Source organism: Actinocrinis sp. (genome assembly GCF_035938995.1).
GTDB lineage: Bacteria > Actinomycetota > Actinomycetes > Streptomycetales > Catenulisporaceae > DASZGI01.
Window position 1 is genome coordinate 15,368 of sequence record NZ_DASZGI010000292.1, and the last position, 18,996, is coordinate 34,363.

Genomic DNA, 18,996 nt, shown 5'->3' on the forward strand with positions numbered 1-18,996 from the left:
CGAGGGCCGCTTGTCAGGCGGCGTGTTTCGGCTCGATCGTCGGGGGGTCTCTGGGTTCTGTCGTGTCCGCCTCCGCCCCGTCAGCCGGCGCGGCCTCCCGTGGCGGACACTCCCATCCCTCGGGGTGCGAATAGTGCAAGATCACTCGAGTGAGGAAGCGGCGCACGACGAGTTCCTCGTCCCGCGGCAGCGCGTCCAGGACGGGCGCCGCGAATTCGCGCAGGTCGCCGCCGATCTGATGGACCCGCTCCCAGCCGGCCTCGGTCAGGACGAGCCAGACCACCCGGCGGTCGGTCTCGTCCCGCTCCCGCCGCACATAGCCGGCTTTGACCAGGGTGTTCACCACGCCGGTGAGCGTGGCCGGGGTGATCATGCAGCGGCGCGCCAGGTCGGCGTGGGTGGCCCGGCCCGCGATCCCCAGCTCCAGGCCGCGGCCGCCGCCGAAGCCGAGGGCCACGAGCACCGCCCCGCTGCCGGAGGTCAGGCCGTCCCGGCCGCCGAGCGTGCGGCCGAACCGCAGGCCCACGGCGTGGCCGGCCAGCGGGACCAGCCGCATGAGCGGCATGGCCTCCAGCAGGCGGCGCAGGTCGTCCTTCTCCTCCATGCCGAGAAGCTTAGCATCCAAACAGTTAGGATGCTAAGCATTTTCCGCAAACGGTGAACGCACTGCTCAGCGCGGTCCCTACGCGGCCGAGATGACGCGATAACGGTGGGGCGAGGTCGGCCAATCAAAGTGAGACGACCGGCCATCTTGGCACGGCACGCTCGAGTGGTGAGGTGGGCAAGGTGGGCGGGCAGTCAAGACGACCGGCCATCTTAGCGGCGACATGCGCGGGCGGGGTAAACAGCGAAACGCGCGGGTTCCGCGAGGCCCCCTGCTGCCTCGCGGAACCCGTCGATGTGCCTGGAGCGCTTCGCCTAGATCACTCGGTGCGGAGGGCTGAAGCGGTGCGCACCTTCGCGGCCCACCCCGCCGGAAGAGCGGCACCGAGCATGGCGATCACGATGCCGCCGAGAGCCAGGAGGACGAACTCCGCGGCGCTGTAGACGGAGACGTCCTGGGGCGGGATGTTCGTCCCGGCGCCGTGCGCCATGACCGGCAGGATGTAGTCGTGCAGTTTGACCCCGACGGGCACGCCCACGATTCCCGCCGCCAGTCCGATCGCCGCGACGGATGCGAGGACCATGGCGATGGTCTGCCGCGGAGTCATCCCGATCGCCTTGTAGACCCCGAGGTCGTGTACGCGGTCGCGGGTGTCCAGGACCGTCGAGTTGAGCACGCCGAGCCCCGCGACGGTCACCAGCATCAGGGTCAGGATCGTGATCATCGCCTCCATGAGGGCGATCGTCTGGTTGTCGTCGTGCTGGTTGGGTCGCGCCCCGGCGCCGAGCGGGTTGATCGTCGCACTCAGCGCATGGGCGTACGCCTCAGGGCTGGTGCCCGAGGTGACATTGATCGAATACGTGTCCACTTGGGTTCCGGGCACGGTCGCGACGTCCGTGATGAGGCTCATCCCGTCGTTCCGGGTGGAGAAGACCTCGCCGACGATCCGCACGGGATAGTTCTTTCCGTGGTCCACCACGGTGATCTGGTCGCCGAGGTGCGTGCCGGTGGCCTGGAGGAAGCGCGTGGGCGCCAGCGCCTGGCCCGGACCGGTGTACCAGCTGCCTGAGATCATCTGGTAGCTGCCCGGCGTCGTCTTGCCCTGATAGAACTCGACGACGACCGACCCGGACAGCCCGGCGACGGTCAGCTGGTCCTGGGTCGAGCCGACGTAGCCCGCGGTGCCCGGCTGCTTGGCGATCGCGGCCGAGATCGCGGCCGGGTCCGCGGCGACCGGCGGGACCAGTCCGCCCTTGGGGATGGCGACGGACTGGCCGGGGCCGCCGGCGTCGCCGGGTTGGAACAAGTCGACCTCCACGTCTCCCGCGCGATCGGCCTGAATCCCTTTCTGCACGTCGGTGAGCGACGCGGCGAGTCCGACACCGAAGGTCACCGCGAGCGCGCCGAACAGGATCGCCGCGGCGACCGAGAATGAGCGCAGCGGGCGGGCGAAGGGGTTCGCCAGGCCGAGGCTGACCGCGCGGGGCAGCGGGAGGCGGTTCAGGACGCGGCGCGCCAGCCGTCCCCGGTCCGCCTTCGGTGTGCGTCCGACGGCGATCGCCTCGACTGCGGACAGTCGGCCCGCGCGCAGGGCAGGCACCAGGGCGGCGAGGGCAACCACAGCGAGCGCCGCGACGGGCACCGCGACGTTGACCCAGGCCGCGACGGAGAGCGCGGCCGTTCCATAGACCCGCTCGGTGTCGCTGAGCAGTGGTCTCGCAGCTATGTTGCCGAGCAACACCCCGAGGACGATGCCAACGGCCGCCGGGATGACGGCCTGGGCGACGTAAGCACGCACGACCTGGGCCGGGGTGAAACCCAGAGCCTTGAGGATCCCGATGCGCCGCACCCCCGCCCCGACGGAGCCGCTGACCACGTTGCCGACCACGATCACGGACATGATCAGGCCGAGCACCCCGAACGCGACGACGAACGGCACGATCGGCTTCGTGCTGCCGTCGGCGTCGAGCTTCGCGTTGAGGTAGGAGGCCGTACCGACGAGGGCGCCTGCCGGAAGGCGCCCGGCGATCTCCGCGCGGTCGGCGGCGATCTGCGCGTCGGTCGCGACGTCGGTGAAGCGGTAGAGCATCTGGAACGAGGGGGTCGCGCCCGGCGTCGCGATCTTCGAGATCTGCGAGGGCAGCACCCAGGCGTCCGCGGTACGGGTCACCGACTGGGCTGTTCCGACGATCGTGAAGACCGGGCTGCCCGGGGCGCTGGTGAAGGTCACGGTCGCCCCCTCGAGCCCGCCGGGAGCGGAGTCGGTGGACAGGACGATCTCGTTCGGAGCCTCAGGCCATCTGCCGTCCAGGAGCGTGAGGTCGTCGACCGGGCCGCCCGCCGTGGGCCGGCCGACGATGGTCATCGAGGGCATCGGTCCGGCGAACTGGTCGGCCGGCTGGCCGCCCAGCGTCGCCCCGTCGACGGTCGCGGCGGCGAACGGGCCGGCCGCCGCGGTGACTCCAGGGGCCTGCGCCGTCGCCGCGAGCTGCGCCTGCGTGACCTTGGTGGCGTCGAAGCCGGCGGACAGGTGCGCGCCGCGCTGCTGGGCGAAGGCGTGGTCGAACGGCGCCTGCGAGACCACGATCAGTGTTCCGGCCAGCACCGACGCGGCCACCGCAATGAGCGCGGCCAGGCCGATGACGAGCGTGGGCACCCGGCGCCGGCCGACCCCGGAGCGCACGACGCGGCTCAGCGCGCCACCGCGCCCGACGCTCATCGGGTGGCCGCCGCGGGCTGATCCTGCGCGATCCGGCCGTCGACCAGACTCACCGTGCGGGTCGCGCAGCTCGCGGCCAGCGTCAGGTCATGGGTGACCAGCACGATCGTCTGGCCGTCCTCGTTGAGCTCTGACAGCAGTTGCCTGACATCCTCGCCGGAGGCGGTGTCCAGCGCCCCGGTCGGCTCGTCGGCCAGCAGCAACGCGGGCCGGTTGATCAGGGCCCTGGCCACCGCGACCCGCTGCCGTTCGCCGCCGGACAGCCGGCCCGGGTAGGCGCGCGCGTGCCGGTCCACGCCGAGGGTCTCGAGCAGCTCGGCGGCTCGCGCGCGGGCGGCGTTGCGCGGCATCCCGGACAGCTGCGCGGGCAGCATGACGTTGTCGGCGACGGTCAGGTCGTCGAGCAGGTTGAAGAACTGGAACACCATGCCGATCCGGGCCCGGCGGTACCGCGCGGCGCCGGTCTCCCCCAGCCGGTCGACCCGCACGCCGTCCACGGTCACCGACCCGTCGGTCGGCCGGTCGAGCCCGGCGATGAGGTTGAGCAGCGTGGACTTCCCGCTGCCGGACGGCCCGAGCACGGCCACCGCCTCGCCGGGCCGCACCGTCAGCGTGATGCCGTCCACAGCCGGCGGGCCGTCGTCATAGCGCTTGGTGACCTGCTGCAATTCGATAACGGGTGCTGACATGTTCCCCTCCGTCGGCGGATTCGTCCGCGGTCGGAGGTGAACGTACGGCGGGACGCGGGGCGTGGCGTCGGCCGTCCGGCCCAAATCGCGTACCGTGCCGGGACTAGGGGGCGCGGCGTCATCCTCGGGATGTACGCGCGCGATGTACTCGGATCGGTCACCGGGACGGATGTGCGGACCGGCCCGCGTTGCGACAATGGCGCGGTGAGGGCGGTGAACCCGGCAGAGCTGACGCGACGCACCGCGGACCGGCTGCTGCGCGCCGACGGCCCGGCGCCGCAGCTGAGCGCGGCCGCGTGGCGGTTCGACGTCGCCCTCGGCACCGCCATGACGCTCCTGGCGGTCGGCTCCGCGTGGAATTACGCGCGCAATTTCCGGTCGATCGCGGTCAGTCCGGGCTACCTCCCGGTGATCGTGCGGCCCGGGCCGACCGACGTGATCCCGTATCTGATCCTCGCCCTGGTCGCCTCGGTTCCGTTGGTGTGGCGGCGCCGCTACCCGCTCACCGTCTTCTGGCTCGTGGTCGCGGCCGACCTCAGCATCGCCGGCAATCTGGGCAGGCTCGGGTTCGTCTACGCGATCATCGCGGCCTACAGCGCGGTGGTGTACAGCCCGTTCCGCACGGCCGCGCTCGGCAGCATGCTGGTCGGCGCCGCGCTGGTGTCCGGGGTGTTGAACTCGGCGCTGCCCAACATCCCCAACTGGGCCGGGGCCTTCGTGGTGCTGATCCCGATCATGATCGGGGGCAACGCGATCCGCCGCTGGAAACGCCGGGCGGACGAGAGCGTGCGGCGTATGCAGGTCATGGAGCTTGAGGCGGAGGAAGCCACCCGGCGGGCGGTGGAGTCCGAACGCTCGCGCATCGCCCGCGAGCTGCACGACGTGGTCACGCACAACGTGAGCGTGATGGTCGTCCAGGCGGGGGCGGCGCGCAAGGTCATGGGGTCGTCGCCGGAGCAGGCGACCGAGGCGCTGCTGGCCGTGGAGGCGAGCGGCCGGGCGGCCATGGCCGAGCTGCGCCAGGTGATGGGCCTGCTGACCGCGCGCACCGACGGCCGCGGACCGGACCGCACCGACGCCGCGGCGAACGATCTCGATCAGGCCGACCTCGCACCGCAGCCCGGCTTGGACCAACTCGGCGCCCTCGTCGGCCGGGTGCGCGACACTGGTGTGCCCGTCACGCTGACGGTGACCGGCAATCCGCGTCCGTTGCCGCCCGGCATCGGCCTCGCCGCGTACCGCACCGTGCAGGAGGCGCTCACGAATACGGTCAAGCACGCGGTCGGGGCGTCGGCGGAGATCATCGTCGGCTACGAGCCGCAGGCGCTACGGCTGGAGATCGCCGACTCCGGCGGCACGGCGGGACCGTCCGCCGCGACCGGGAACGGACGCGGCCTGATCGGGCTGCGCGAGCGGCTCGCGGTGTACGGCGGGAGCCTGGACGCCGGGCGGCGGCCGACCGGGGGCTTCCGGGTGCGCGCCGTGATCCCGCTGGCCGGGATGGCGGGCGGGCCGCAGGACTTCGTCGGCAGCGCTACACAGCCGGAGGCCCGGTGAGCGCCCAGCCTGGAAAGACACAGCCTGAGAAAACACAGCCCGGGGAGGCACACGTGGCGGCCGAGCCGCCCAGAGTCGTCATCGCCGACGACCAGGCACTGGTGCGAACCGGATTCCGGATGATCCTCAGCGCGGACGGGATCGAGGTCACGGCAGAAGCGGCGACCGGGGCCGAGGCGGTCGACGCGGTGCGGCGGACCCGGCCGGACGTGGTGCTCATGGACATCCGGATGCCGGAGTTGGACGGTCTGGAGGCGACCCGGCGCATCCTGGGCGGCCATGATCCCGGGGTGGCGCCGCGCATCATCATCCTGACGACGTTCGACCTGGACCGGTACGTCTACGCGGCGTTGTCGGCCGGAGCGAGCGGCTTCCTGCTCAAGGACGTCACCCCGGAACACCTGGTCGGCGCGGTGCGGTTGGTGCGGTCCGGCGACGCGTTGCTCGCTCCCGTGATAACCCGGCGGCTGGTCGAGCGGTATGCCCGGCGCGAAGGGGACGCCCGCTCGGTGCACCGCGACCTGTCCGCGCTCACCCCGCGCGAGCTCGACGTCCTGCGCCTGCTCGCACGGGGCCTGAGCAACGCCGAGCTGGCAAGCCGGTTCCAGCTGAGCGAGGCGACCGTCAAAACGCACGTGGCCCGCATTCTGGCCAAGCTTCAGGTGCGAGACCGGGTCCAGGCCGTGGTCGCCGCCTACGAGACCGGGCTGGTACGTCCCGGCGAGGAAGAGACCACGGACTGACACGCGTGCGGACGGGCGGCCTTAACCGCCCGTCCGCTCCCCTCCGAACGCGTGCGCCACGTCGTGGCGCCCCATCCACTGCCAGCCCAGCCAAGTGCTGTGCGCGGCAGTGGCAGCTGATCGGATCAGTACCAGGTACGTCATCTGGCGGGAGACGACCTGCTGGAGCGGCAGGCTCCAGGGAATGCGGCGCGGCTCGCCCTCGAGGTCGCAGGCGTAGCAGAACGCGGCGAGCTGCACGCCGAGGAAGCCGAGCCACGCCAGAGCCGCCTTGGCCAGGCCGCCGAACAGCAGACCGTAGAGCGCGTAGATGTCCACCAAGGGCGCGAGCAGCGGGAGCAGGACCTGGAACAGCAGCAGGTAAGGCAGCCCGCGGCGGCCGAGCTGCCCGGCGCCGCCCGACATCCAGACGGCGCGCCGGTGCTTCCAGATGGCCTGCACCAAGCCGTGAGACGAGCGGGAGCGCTGCCGCAACAGCTGCCCGAGGCTGGACGGGGGCTCGGACCAGGCGACCGCATCCTGCTCGTGGACGATCCGCCAGCCCGCGCGCAGCAGCGCCATCGTCAGGTCGGTGTCCTCGGCTAGGGCGTCCGTGCTGACGCCACCGACGTCCGCCAGCGCCTCACGACGGAACGCGCCGAGTGCCACCGGCACCGTCGGGATGCATCCGGACAGGTCGAACAGTCGGCGGTCGAGGCCGGACCAGGCCTTGTCCTCGGAGTGCGGCCAACGGCTGAGCACCTCGCCGCCGTCGCCTGCCTTCAGCGTGCCGCAGACTGCGCCGACGTCGGGCTGCGCGAACGGCTGAGCCAGAAGACCGATCGTGTCGGGCCCGAACACGGTGTCGCCGTCGGTGGTGACGATCAGGTTGCCGCGGGCCAGTGCGATCCCGGTGTTCAGCGCCGCCGCGGTGCCCGCGCCGGGCTGCCGGACCAACCGCACGCCGAGCAGCGTGTATCGCTCCACGAGGGCCACGGTGCCGTCGGTCGAGCCGTCGTCGATGACGATGATCTCCATCGGATAGCTCGTGCGCAGAAGGGACTGGAGCGCCGCCTCGATGCCGGCCACCTTGTTCCGGACCGGGACGATCACCGACACCGGCTCGTACGCGGGCGGGCCCCACTCGGGACGGCCCCGGCCGGCGCGGGTGCGGACGGTGACCGCCACCAGGGCGAGCCGCAGTACGCTGAGGACGCTCGCGGCGAGGACGGCCCATCCCAGAAGGCCGCCGAGGAATACGGCACCGGATCCCTGCATCAGCGTTCGGATCCCCGCGCCGGGACGGACGGGGTCGCATGCGTGCGCTGAATCTCCTGATCGGCCACTGATCCTCGCCGTCCGTCCACCGATACCGATGAGATGAACGGGCCTGCGGCGCCCAGGGGATGGGGGTCGTGGCGCCGCAGGCCCTCAAGGAGACGCATCGCGCGGGTGCTCGGGCGAAGTCCCCGCGCGATGCCGTCTCGCGGGAAGAGGCGTCGAGCGCGTAGAACGCGTTACACCCGTCAGTCCTGGCTGCTGTCCGAGCCGGAAGACTGGCCGTTTTTGCCGCCGCCTTGCTTCTTCGACGTGGTGGGACTGGGCGTGGCGCTGGGCGTCGCGGGGGTCGAGTTCGTGCCGTTAGCCGGGCTGCCGTTCAGCAGGCCGTTGCAGTACGGCAGTACCTTCGGTGGCGCTCCGGCCGCTTTCACGAGGATCATGCGCTGCGCTTTGTCGACTTGGGATTGCCAGCCCTTGCCGGTCTGCACGACGATGCGGCAGAGCGTCACCAGCTCGTTCGACGCAGCGCTCGGGGACGGTGAAGGTGAGGCAGACGGCGATGAGGACGCGGTGAGTGAGGCAGCCGCCGAACTGCTTGCGTCCGGAGCCGCGGAGAACGTGGCCGACGGCGTCCGGCTCCGGCTCGGGGACGCACTCGCCCCCGCGCTCGGCGACACGCTCGCCCTGGGCGGCGCCGGAACGCCGACCCCGCCGAGATAGTCGTGGGCGATGCGCTGGATCGGATCAGGCAGCGCGCCGACACTCGCGGCCGTCACGCCGCCGGCCACGAACAGCATGACCGCCGCCGCGAACTTCAGGAGCAGTCCGCCGGGCATTGGCCGGCGACGGGGCGACGGACTGGCCGAGGGCGCGTGGTCGGGCCCGGCGAAGGGCGCCGCTCGATACGCGACGAGCACCGCCTCCAGACCCCGCTCGTCCGGGTTGGGCTCGGGAGCGGCGGCCGCGGCGAGCAGCGCCGCCAGATCCGGGTTCTTGATCTCCTTCACTCCGCCACCTCCTTCGCAGTCCCCGCCGATGATGAGGCGTTCCCCGCGGCGCCAGCGTTACCGGCCTCTAGATGTGCGGCGAGTCGCCGCAGGCCGCGCATGGTCGCGATGCGGACCGCGCCGGGCCGCTTGCCCAGCACGGAGGCCGTCTGCGCGACGTCCATTCCGGCCACCACGCGCAGCATCACGGCCTCGGCCTGATCCGGCGGCAGGCCGGCGATCATGCCGAGGGCGCGCTGGGTGGTGAAGCGCTCGAGCGCCTCGGCGGCCGGATCGTCTCGGGCCACCCGCTCGTCGGCGGCGTCGAGACCGGCCGGGTCCTCGCGGCGGCGCCCCACGCGGCGCAGTTCGTCCAGGGCGCGATGCCGGGCGACCCGGAAGAGCCAGACCCGGAAGCCGGTCGCGTCGCCGCGGAACTGGCGTATCTCGCGGGCCGCGTGCAGCCAGGTCTCGGAGGCCACGTCCTCCGCGGATTCCCCGACCACGACCCGCAGATAGCGCAGGATCGGCGGGTTGAGCGCACGCCAGAGTTCCGCGATGCCGGACTCGGACCCAGCCCGAGCCGCGTCGAGCGCGGGGTCGAGGGAGCCGGTGCGGTCCGTGGCGTCGAGCACTGCGATCAGCCGCCCGTGATGGCGGAGGCGGCGCGGGCGGCGAGCTGGTCCACGGCGCCCGCGACGGCGGCCGGGCTGCTGATCGGCGTCAGGTGGCGGGCCGACGGTATGAGCGTGGGAGCGGGCGCGCCGATGCGGGCGGCGGTCTGGGCGGCGGCGCCCGGGTCGTACTCGGGGTCGTCGGCGCCGAAGACGACGGACTTCGGGACGCCGCGAAGCATGTCCAGCGCGGCGAGCCGGTCGGTGGAGAGGGACGGGATGCCGGCGCCGAAGACCTGCCAGACCGAGGCCTCCGCGCCGGGCGTCTGGAACGGGCGGCGCCACTGCTCGACGCCCGCGGCGTCCAGGTTCGGGCAGGTCGGTCCGCAGGTGAACGTGTATATGAGGCGGATCGCGGTGTCCGACCGCAGGACCAGGCGCAGGATGGTGGTGCCGAAGGGCGCCGGGATCGTGGGCGGGTGGCCGCCGCCGGACAGCGGGAGGCCGTCGCCGTCGAGGAACATCACGCCGCCGACGGCTGTGGGGTCGAGCAGCGCAGCGTCGGCGACCACCGCGGCGCCGCTGGAGTGGCCAACGAGGATCGGCCGCACCAGGTGCAGGGCGCCGATGAAGTCGAGCAGTTGTGCGGTGTCGTGCGCGGTGGAGTACGGGGCGACGCGCTGGGTGTAGCCGAAGCCGTCGACGTCGATCGCGTAGACGCGGTGGTCGGCGGCGAGCACGCGTGCGGTCGGGGCCCAGGTGTCGGCAGACTCGATGAAGCCGTGCACCAGGACGATCGGACGTCCAGAACTCCCCCACTCGATGTATCGAGTCCTGATATCGCCGGTCTGCACATACCGGAGTCCCGGTGGCGGCGCCACGGTTCCCTGGGTGGCGAGGTTGTAGGCGAACGAGAATCCGGTCAGCGCCGCGAGGGCGAGCGCCGCCGTGATCGCCCACTGCCGTGCCCACCGGCGAAGCAATCTCACAACGCCGGATGATGCCACATGCGGCGGCGGGGCGGACTCATCGGCCGTCTTTGTTTTCTCTTCTTGTTCTATGACTTGACTGTCAGATGACGCCAGACGCGACGAGCCCGCCGATGACCACGAGAGTGGCCGCGGTGAGCAGGTTCGCCCGGCGGTCGATTCCCCGTTCGAGGCGGGGGCCGGTGAGCAGCCGCGCGCCGGCGGCGGTGAGCACGGTCAACCCGACGATCGTGACGACCGTCACGGCGGCGAAGACGGCGAGGGATCCGGCGGCCGGTCCGCCGCCGAGCGCGCTGGCGGCCAGGAAGACCGGCAGGATCGTGAGGTCGGGCGAGGCGGCGGCGCCGAACGGGACGATGAACGCGAGCCGGTCCCGAGGCGCTCGAGACGTGCCAGTGTGTTGGTGGTCGTGGCCATGGCTGTGGTCGTGGTCGCGGTGGTCGTCCGCGTGATCGTGATCGTGGGCATGCCCGTGACCGTGGCCGTGCGCATGTCCATCGCCGTGCCGGTGCCCGCGTCCCAGGAGTTCGAGCACAAGCAGGGCCAAACCGGTGGCGAGCAGAATCCCCCCGACGACGAGGTCCTCGTGCCGCTGCACCGTGGCCCGGAAGCGCAGACCGATCAGGATGAGCAGTCCGCCGAGCAGCACCGAGAGCAGGACGTGTGTCACCGCGGCGAGCGAGGACTGGCGCAGGACGCGCCCCAGAGGGGTGCGCCGGGTCCTGGCCAGCACGGCGAGCGGCACCCAGTGGTCGGGCAGGATCGCGTGCCCGAAGCCGACGCCGGCCGACGCGAGCAGGAGAACGGGAACCGTGGTCACCCCTCGACCATAGCATCTCATCTTCACTGATGCGAATATGAATTGATAACGCCGCGGCATCGCTCCTGCGAAGCCTGCGCAGGTGACAAGATGTCTCCGTGACCCCCGGCACGAAAGAGTCAGCCCCGACCCATCACCACGTATCGGACGCGCCGTCCGACGCGCACGTCGAGACGGCGGTCAACCACCTCGCGATGATGGCCGAGCCGACCCGGCTGCGCCTGCTGTGGGCCCTGCGCAATGGCGAGTTGGGAGTGACCGCGCTGGCCGCCGCGGCAAAGTGCACCCCGACGGCGGCGAGCCAGCATCTGGCCAAGCTGCGGCTGGCGGGCCTCGTGGACCAGCGCGCCGACGGGCGGGCGAGGCTATACCGGCTGCGCGGCACGCACATCAGGCGCCTGCTCGACGAGGCGCTGGGCCAGGCGGAGCACGACGTAGAGGGCATCCCGCACGACGCGTAACCGTCGATCGACACACTGACCGCTCCAGACGAACTGCGCCCCGCGCACCACAGCAGTCCGCCTACATCGGCCCGCCCGCCCCGCACCACAACACTCCGCCCACGTCGATCCGCGCGCCCCGCAGCGCCAGCCGCCGCCAACGGCGGTAGCGCCGAACAGCCGGCTGGCTGCCGCGCGACACACCTATCGCCGCACCCACGCACGACACGGCGCACCCACAAACGCTCGCTCCCAGTTGAGCCCATTGTCCGGATATGTGATGGTCGTTTCATCCCCTGGGCGTGCTGAGCGGGACGTGGGCAGGAGGGTCGGCGGTTGGAAGGCGAGCAGATCCCGGTGCGCGCCGTGCTGACCGCGGACGAGGCGCGCGAGCTGGTGGCGGCGCTGAGCGGCGAGCTGGAGCCGGCCGACGTCGTCGCCGCCGACGGCCGCACCGGCGGCAGCGACCGCACTGCCCACACCGATCAGCTCCTCGCGCTGCTCACCGACTACACCCTGACCCGCGAGATCTTGGATGGTACCGGCGCGGGCATCGGGGTGGTCGATCCCGACCTGCGCTTCCTCTACGTCAACGACGCGCTCGCCAAGCTCAACGGCGTCCCGGCCGCCGCGCACTCCGGCAAGTCCGTCCGCGAGCTGCTGCCCGAGCTGGACCACGAGCCCATGGAGGCGGCGCTTCGGTCCGTGCTGGCCACCGGTAGTCCGACATTCATCACGGTCTCCGGGCGAACTCCGGCCGATCCGTCGCTCGAGTCCAGGTGGTGGGTCAACGCCTACCACCGCCTCGAGGACTCGGCGGGCAGGGTGCTCGGCGTCGTGGGCGTCGCGCTGGAGGTCACCGAAACGTACCGGGTCCGACAACTGCTCGATCGCGCGCGCACCCGGCTCGCCCTGCTCGACGAGGCCGCGACCCGCATCGGCACGACCCTCGACGTCGAGCAGACCTGCCGCGAGCTCGCCCGGCTGCTGGTCCCCCGGCTCGCCGACATCGCCGCGGTCGAGGTGCTCGACGTCGACAGCGCGCCCGGGACGCTGCCCGCCCACGGATCGCTGCGGCTGCGCCGGGTCGCGTTGGTCACTACGCCCCCGCTGAGCAAGGCTGCCAAGTACTTCGGCGCCGTAGGCACGGTCATGACGCCTCAAGCGTCTTCCGCCGTGGCGCGCTGCATCACCGAGCAGCGACCCGTCATTTCCAACCTGCCCTCGGACCAGGAGCTCGCCGCCGATGCGCCGCTCCAGGATCGAGTCGAGCGTTACCGCAAGCTCACGATGCACTCCGCGATCTTCGTGCCGCTCACCGCGCGACGCGACCTGGTCGGTGCGGTCATCCTGATCCGGGCCGGGTCCTCGCGCGCGTTCAACCAGGACGACGTCGACCTGGTCACCGATCTCGCCCGGCGCGCCGCGACCAGCATCAACAACGCCACGCGGTACACCCGAGAACACCAGACCGCGCTGGCGCTCCAGCAGGCGCTGCTGACCGAGCCGCGGCCCCCGCACGCCGACGTGGAGTGCGCCGTCCGCTATCTGCCCACCGGCGCGGACGTCGAGATCGGCGGGGACTGGTACGACACCGTGGCGCTGCCCGGCGGAAAGACGCTGCTCGTGGTCGGCGACGTGATGGGCCACGGCTTCGACGCGGCTGCCGCGATGAGCGAGTACCGGTCGCTGCTGCGCACCCTCGCCCTGCAGAGCGACCGGCCAGAGGCAATCCTGGCCGAGGCGCAGCGGATCGTCGACGTGCTCGGCTTCGAACGGGTCGCCACGTGCGTCGTCGTGGTCATGGACCCGGCGGCCGGCATCTGCTCGTTCGCCACCGCGGGACACATGCCGCCGCTCCTGCTGCGCCCGGACGGCACGCGCGCACTGTTGGACCTGCCGGTCGGTCCGCCGCTCGGGGTGTGCGGCTGGCACGGCTACCGCGATACGGCGATCGAGTTCGAATCCGGCTCGGTGCTGATCTGCTACACCGACGGCCTGGTCGAGCGGCGCGGCGAAGACATCGAGGACGGTCTCGCCCGGCTGACCGATGTCGAGCTGGACCCGGCCAAGCCGTTGCCACAGCTGATCGACACGCTCCTCGGCCGCTTCGATCCGGTCGCGGGCGAAGACGACGTGGCGATCCTGGCGGCCCGGCTGCTGCCGCCGCAGGTCCCGTCACCCGATCGGATCAGCGCGCGCGTCTAACGCCTCATCAGGCGCAGCCGGGCGGGCGCGCCCTCCCTCACCGTGCCGGCTCTGCGCAGCAGGTCGGAGATTCGCTCAGCGCTCGGCGATCATCGGAGGTCATCAGGCCCCGATCAACGTCGAAGAGTCCGGAGACATCGCATCCGAGACGGCCGCGATCGTCATTGCGTGATGATGCGAAGTTATCGGTCGCAACCGCGCGAACTAAATGTTCGTATCAATATTCACCCATGGAGCCCAACCGCACGTGACTGCGCCTGGTCGCACGGCGTTTCGCCTGGAAGGCGGGCCTCCTAACCCGCTCCCCTCTACTGATCAGAAGAGGTCCTCCATGTACGACATGGCCAAGCGCAGCCTGGCCTTCACGGTCGCCACGGGTGGGCTGTTGCTGACCGGAACGGGATATGCCCCGGCCGAAACGGCCGGCACCGCCACACTCCCTGGGCAGGCGCAAGCCCAAGAGAGCGGCGGTGCTATCCAGGCATCTCCATCCAGCGTCTCGACACCTATCAGCGTCCGCGAAGACCCGCAGGCGCAGCCTAAAGCGGTCGCCCAAGCGCCTCAGGCGCAGGCGTCGCAGCAGCCGCGTACCGCGGGTTCAGGCGGCGGTGCGAACGCGACGGCAGTAGTCGACCACTCCAAGGGCGTGCTGTCCGGCAACACCATCCAGATCCCGATCAACCTGGGCCTAAACCTCTGTGGCAACCAGGTGGACGCGGTCGCCGTGCAGAACAAGGTGGCCGGCTCGAACTGCTCCTACTCGAACGGCGCCACAGCGACGAGTTCGACGAACTACTCGGGCGGCCTCGGCTCCGGAAACACCGTCCAGGTGCCGGTCGACATTCCGCTGAACGTGTGCGGCAACCAGGGCATCGTCGTCGGGATCGCCAACAAGGTCGTCGGCGGCGCCTGCTCAACCACCGGTGCTCCGGACGCGAACGGCTCGGGCTCCGGATCGTCCGGCGGTGCGAACGCGACGGCGTCGACCAGCCACTCCGGCGGCATCCTGTCCGGCAACATCATCCAGGCGCCGGTGAACGTCCCGATCAACGCTTGTGGCAACCAGGCCATCCTGGGCGGCTTCGAGAACAAGGACGGCAGCAGCACCTGCGACAACGGCGGGTCCAACGGTCCGAACGGGTCAGGCGCGACCGCGATGGGGTCGGTCAGCGACTCCCGGGGCGTGCTGTCCGGCAACATCGTGCAGACGCCGATCAATGTGCCGGTCAACGCCTGCGACAACCAGGCGAACGGCGTCGCCGTCTACAACACGGTCGGCGGGACGCAGTGCACGACGACCGAGGGCAGCGGGCCCGGTGGATCGTCCGCCACCTCGGCGGTCGTGAACTCCGGCGGCCTCGGCTCCGGCAACACCGCCCAGGCGCCGATCAGCGTGCCGGTCAACGCCTGTGGAAACTCGGTCAACGGGGTTGCGTTCGAGAACACCAACACCGGCGGGACGTGCACCACCGGAGGGAGTACCAGCGCGACGAGCGCCACGGTCAACTCCGGCGGCATCGCGTCCGGGAACAGTGGTCAGACCCCGATCATCGTGCCGGTCAACGCGTGCGGCAACACCGGGGCCGTCGGCGGCGTCGAGAACAACACCGGCGGCGCCGTGTGCACGATCACCTCGCCGACCACCAGCAGCAACAGCGTGGTGATCAACTCCGGCGGGGTCGGCTCGGGCAACCAGCCAACGGTGCCGATCATCGTGCCGGTGAACGTGTGCGGTAACGCCGCGGCAGTCGGCGGCGTCGGAAACAACACCGGCGGCGCCGAGTGTTCGATGACGAAGCCGTCCTCCTCGCCGTCGCCGAGCGCTTCGGCCTCGTCGAGCCCGTCGTCATCCCCCTCGAGTTCGGCCAGCGGTTCACCGAGCGCGTCGCCCTCGGGTAGCCCCTCAGGTAGCCCGTCGGGCTCTCCCTCGGGTTCGCCATCAGGTAGCCCGTCAGGTTCGCCGTCGGGCTCTCCCTCGGGTTCGCCGTCGCCGAGCGTGCCGGCCCCGCCGAGCAGCCCGGCGTCGTCGGTGCCGCCCGGTCCGCCGGTCCCGCCGCCGGGCCACGGCACCGGACCGGGTGGCCTGCTGGCGCACACCGGTACCGATGAGGTGCTGGTCATCGGAGCAGCCGGGGCCGCGCTACTCGCCGGTCTGGGCGTCCGGACGGCGTCGCGGCGCCGGCGGGCCGGCGGCCGGTAGGCCACCTCACTCGCGCAGAGCCGTTAAGGCACGCGAAGCGCGAGTAAGGCAGAAGTAAGTAGTAAGGAAGGGCGGATCCGGGAGTCCGGGTCCGCCCTTCCGCATGTATGACGGGTGATCAGTAATCAGCAGACCTCAACCGAACCGGTTGTGCGTTCGGAGACGAGTTCCCCGAAGACGGCCATCCTGCGATAGGCGTTGTAGACCGGGTCGCAGGTGGTCAGGGTGATGTAGGTACCCGGCTGGCTCAGGCCCGAGTGCGCCGGGATCGGGTCGAGCACTTCGACGGCAGTGGGCGGCACGTACACGGGGTTCTGGACGATCCGGTAGGTGTATACGGTGTTGCCCTCGCGCACGACCACCGTGTCCCCGGCGCGGACCTCGTTGAGGTAGCGGAAGATGTCGCCCCACGTGCGGCGGTGCGCGGCGACCGCGAAGTTGCCCGGCTGGCCGGGCAGTTGGGTGCCCGGATACCAGCCGACACCCTGCTTGAGCTCGGTTTGCGCGACGCCGTCGAGAACGGGCCAGGTCTCCGGGTTCCGGATCTGCGGGATCTCGAGGGTCGCGAAGGGCTGGGCGTCGCGCGGCTGGACCGGGATCGACCTGGCCCACTCGCGCCCCAGCGTGCACATGTCGCCCTGTGCGGCCTGGTGCGCGACCACGTCGGTCCACCACAGCAGATAGACGATGTAGAGCAGGATGACGACGCCGGCTGTGATCAGCAGATCACCGGCGACACGGGCCATAGAGCGCATCACGGAACCTGACATACTGCCAGATATTGTCACGATCTTGCTCATCGGACCCGTTCAACACCCCAACGAGTGATATGGCGCCAAAAGGTCGGGCCGGGTTCGCACCCTGACGACAGGGTGCGAACCCGGCCCGGTGAGTTGATCAGGCGGCTTCAGCTGTCAGGAGATGTTGAGTGTGGTGTCGTCGATGACGAAGCTGGTGGTGCCGCCGTGGGTGTCGGTTTCGGTGCCGGTGAATTTCAGGGTGATGGTTTGTCCGAGGTAGGTGGATAGGTCTGCGGTGTGTTGGTGGTAGCCGGTGGCGGCGTTGAGGTTGCTGTAGGTGGCGAGGGTGGTCAGCACGGCGCCGGCGGGGTTGAGGAGTTGCACGGTCAGGGTGTCGTCGGGGGTGCTGGTGGTGGATTCGGTGGTGTCGATGTGCAGCCAGTAGCCCAGGGTCGCGGTGGTGCAGCCGGCGGGCAGGGTGAGGGTTTGGGTGAGAGTGTCGGTGTCGGGGGAGCCGTCGCCGTTGAGCCACGCGTCCCAGGATCCGGAGTGGGCCGGCTCGTCCGCGGTGTCGTTGTTGACGGGGTTGGAGCCCAGGGTGGAGCTTTGGGTCCAGGGGGCGGGGTTGGCGCCGTTTTCGAACCCGGGGTTGCCCAGCAGTTGCGCCGCGGTGCACCCGCCGCCGGTGCTGTTGGTGACGGTCAGGGTGTAGGTGGCGGTGTGGGTCGCGTTCGGGCCGGTGGCGGTGAGGGTGACCGGGTAGGTGCCGGCCGGGGTGGCGGTGCTGGTGGTGATACTCAGCGACGCGCTGCCCCCGGCGGTCAGGCTGGCCGGGGTGAAGGCCGCGGTGGCGCCGGTGGGCAACCCGGTCGCGGACAGGGTGACGCTCTGCGCGGACCCGGAGGTCACCGCCGTGGACACCGACGCCGATACCGGGGACCCGGCCACCACCGAACCCGAGGCCGGAGACACCGACACCGAGAAGTCATTGGCAGCCGGAGCCGAAGCCGGGCTCCAGTAGTCGCCGGCCATCACGATGTACACGAGCATCTTGATAGTCTCGCCGTAGTAGCCGTCACCGAACGGATTTGTCGCGAGGTAGTTCCAGATCGTGTTGGTCCACGCCTGGTCGCCCGCCGCCATCGCTGACGGGCCGATCGAGTCCGCGGCCTCCTCGGCTTGGTCGCTTGTGCTATAGCCCGTGCAGTTCAGCTTCAGGTGCGGATACACGTTCTGCGGATTGCCGCCGGAGACCTTCTTCGAGCAGGTCTCCCACTTCTGGGCTTCGCTGTACGCGAACGCCGCGGTCGTGGAGCCGTTGAGCAGGGCGTCGGTGCCCATGTGCCACGGAACGCGGATGGAGTTGTAGCCGACGATGTTGTCCGGCTGGTTCTCCATGTAGTTGGCCGGAGCCGGCTGCGGGCTGCTGGTGTTCGCGTTCACCACGAAGTCGGACAACAGGCCGTAGGTCGGCGAGTAGTTCGAGACCAGCGATGAGTCGACCGCTTCAGTGCGCTGAATCACCTTGTTCCAGTCGTGCGCGGTGTCGTAGGCCGCGAACGCCCGCAGGTGGTCGAGCATGTGGTCACTCGGCCGGGTGTCGGTGTTAGGGCCGTCGTCCTCACACTTCAGGTGCCCATCCGGGGCGACGTCGTGCGCGTAGATACTGCCCAGCCACGACAAGGCGTCCGCGGTGTACCCGCCCCACTGTTCGTCGGCCAAGACCAGGCCGTAGCCGATGTCCAGGTCACCGTCGGTGGCGGCGTCCGGGGTCCCCGAGCTGTAGTACTTGCAGCTCTTGCCGTCCAACTGCCATTCCATCAGCCCGTACTGGTCCTCGTGATCCTTGACCAACTGCCACAGCCCGTTGAACTCGGTCTGCGCGTTGGCGTCGTACCCGGCCATCAGCGGCACGATGTTCATTCCATAGCCCTGGCCCTCGGACACCGGGCCGTTGTTCGTCGCGTCGCCGTCACCCTTGGTGGAGACGTAGTACTCGTTCGACGCGCACCCGTGGACCAGGTAATTCGACTTCCACGAGTTGTACTGCTTCTCCACGGCGGCGTCGCGGGCCGACTGGGAGGCCGACGGCATCACGCCAACCTGGTAAGTGACGTGAGTGGGGAACGGGTGGCTCGCGGTGGCGGCGGTGGCCGGGCTACCTGCGATCGCGACCAGGCCGAGTGCCAGCATGCTGAGCGTCACGCCGAATGGCAACGCTCGTGGTGAACGAAGTGCCACGGATGCTCCTTGTGTGGGAAACAGAGCAACAGATGGGGAAAGGCGGGACTGGCCCCGGGAGAGCCCCGCCACCGGAGGCATGGGCGCGCCACCTCCGGCAATCAAGTTAGACAACTTTCCTAATTTGAATCGAGGCACAGCATGTTCCCGCACGGGTGGACTGTCAAGGGGCCGAGTTAGAAATCC

15 protein-coding genes are annotated in these 18,996 nt (G+C 70.5%); 5 read left to right on the forward strand and 10 right to left on the reverse strand.

Features of this window, described 5'->3' with window-relative positions:
- Positions 1-13: 13 nt before the first annotated feature.
- The 3 genes from VGZ32_RS20235 to VGZ32_RS20245 all read right to left on the reverse strand — a co-directional run bounded on the left by VGZ32_RS20235 (position 14) and on the right by VGZ32_RS20245 (position 4,012).
- Entirely contained in the window at positions 14-604 is a 591-nt protein-coding gene (locus tag VGZ32_RS20235; RefSeq protein ID WP_326887679.1) for a MarR family winged helix-turn-helix transcriptional regulator, read from the reverse strand.
- Positions 605-923: 319 nt separating this feature from the next.
- Positions 924-3,323, reverse strand: coding sequence for an ABC transporter permease (locus VGZ32_RS20240; RefSeq protein WP_326887680.1), 2,400 nt, complete (start codon positions 3,321-3,323; stop codon positions 924-926).
- Positions 3,320-4,012 (reverse strand): ABC transporter ATP-binding protein, encoded by a 693-nt coding sequence (locus VGZ32_RS20245; protein WP_326887681.1) that lies wholly within the window; start codon positions 4,010-4,012, stop codon positions 3,320-3,322. The genes VGZ32_RS20240 and VGZ32_RS20245 overlap by 4 nt, the downstream gene beginning before the upstream one ends.
- Positions 4,013-4,216: 204 nt before the next feature.
- On the opposite strand from VGZ32_RS20245, the gene VGZ32_RS20250 reads away from it, so the two are divergent.
- Together VGZ32_RS20250 and VGZ32_RS20255 are read left to right on the forward strand one after the other, a co-directional pair.
- Complete coding sequence (locus tag VGZ32_RS20250; protein ID WP_326887682.1) at positions 4,217-5,569, forward strand: sensor histidine kinase; 1,353 nt, start codon at positions 4,217-4,219, stop codon at positions 5,567-5,569.
- A gap of 53 nt (positions 5,570-5,622) precedes the next feature.
- Complete coding sequence (locus VGZ32_RS20255) at positions 5,623-6,312, forward strand: response regulator transcription factor (RefSeq protein ID WP_326887683.1); 690 nt, start codon at positions 5,623-5,625, stop codon at positions 6,310-6,312.
- 21 nt (positions 6,313-6,333) lie between these two features.
- On the opposite strand, the gene VGZ32_RS20260 is transcribed toward VGZ32_RS20255, so the two are convergent.
- The 5 genes from VGZ32_RS20260 to VGZ32_RS20280 all read right to left on the reverse strand — a co-directional run bounded on the left by VGZ32_RS20260 (position 6,334) and on the right by VGZ32_RS20280 (position 10,981).
- Positions 6,334-7,569 carry a glycosyltransferase gene (locus VGZ32_RS20260; RefSeq protein WP_326887684.1) on the reverse strand — a complete coding sequence of 412 codons (1,236 nt, stop codon included), beginning with the start codon at positions 7,567-7,569 and terminating at the stop codon, positions 6,334-6,336.
- A gap of 248 nt (positions 7,570-7,817) precedes the next feature.
- Positions 7,818-8,579, reverse strand: coding sequence for a hypothetical protein (locus VGZ32_RS20265; protein WP_326887685.1), 762 nt, complete (start codon positions 8,577-8,579; stop codon positions 7,818-7,820).
- Positions 8,576-9,193, reverse strand: coding sequence for an RNA polymerase sigma factor (locus VGZ32_RS20270; RefSeq protein WP_326887686.1), 618 nt, complete (start codon positions 9,191-9,193; stop codon positions 8,576-8,578). The genes VGZ32_RS20265 and VGZ32_RS20270 overlap by 4 nt, the downstream gene beginning before the upstream one ends.
- Before the next feature lie 5 nt (positions 9,194-9,198).
- Complete coding sequence (locus VGZ32_RS20275; protein WP_326887687.1) at positions 9,199-10,161, reverse strand: alpha/beta hydrolase; 963 nt, start codon at positions 10,159-10,161, stop codon at positions 9,199-9,201.
- A gap of 82 nt (positions 10,162-10,243) precedes the next feature.
- The gene (locus VGZ32_RS20280) at positions 10,244-10,981 is read right to left on the reverse strand and encodes a hypothetical protein (protein ID WP_326887688.1); all 738 of its coding nucleotides are present in this window, start codon (positions 10,979-10,981) and stop codon (positions 10,244-10,246) included.
- Between the two features lie 98 nt (positions 10,982-11,079).
- Between VGZ32_RS20280 and VGZ32_RS20285 the strand changes: the two genes are divergently transcribed.
- The 3 genes from VGZ32_RS20285 to VGZ32_RS20295 all read left to right on the forward strand — a co-directional run bounded on the left by VGZ32_RS20285 (position 11,080) and on the right by VGZ32_RS20295 (position 15,829).
- On the forward strand, positions 11,080-11,442 hold the full coding sequence (locus VGZ32_RS20285) for a metalloregulator ArsR/SmtB family transcription factor (protein ID WP_326887689.1): 363 nt from the start codon (positions 11,080-11,082) through the stop codon (positions 11,440-11,442).
- Between the two features lie 315 nt (positions 11,443-11,757).
- Positions 11,758-13,629, forward strand: coding sequence for a SpoIIE family protein phosphatase (locus tag VGZ32_RS20290; RefSeq protein ID WP_326887690.1), 1,872 nt, complete (start codon positions 11,758-11,760; stop codon positions 13,627-13,629).
- Between the two features lie 331 nt (positions 13,630-13,960).
- Positions 13,961-15,829, forward strand: coding sequence for a chaplin (locus VGZ32_RS20295; protein WP_326887691.1), 1,869 nt, complete (start codon positions 13,961-13,963; stop codon positions 15,827-15,829).
- 125 nt (positions 15,830-15,954) lie between these two features.
- Here VGZ32_RS20295 and VGZ32_RS20300 read toward each other — a convergent pair whose 3' ends face one another.
- A complete protein-coding gene (locus tag VGZ32_RS20300) occupies positions 15,955-16,575 on the reverse strand; it encodes a class E sortase (protein ID WP_326887692.1) in 621 nt (206 codons plus the stop codon).
- A 168-nt stretch (positions 16,576-16,743) separates the two neighbouring features.
- The gene (locus VGZ32_RS20305) at positions 16,744-18,810 is read right to left on the reverse strand and encodes a glycosyl hydrolase family 8 (protein ID WP_326887693.1); all 2,067 of its coding nucleotides are present in this window, start codon (positions 18,808-18,810) and stop codon (positions 16,744-16,746) included.
- Between the last annotated feature and the right edge of the window lie 186 nt (positions 18,811-18,996).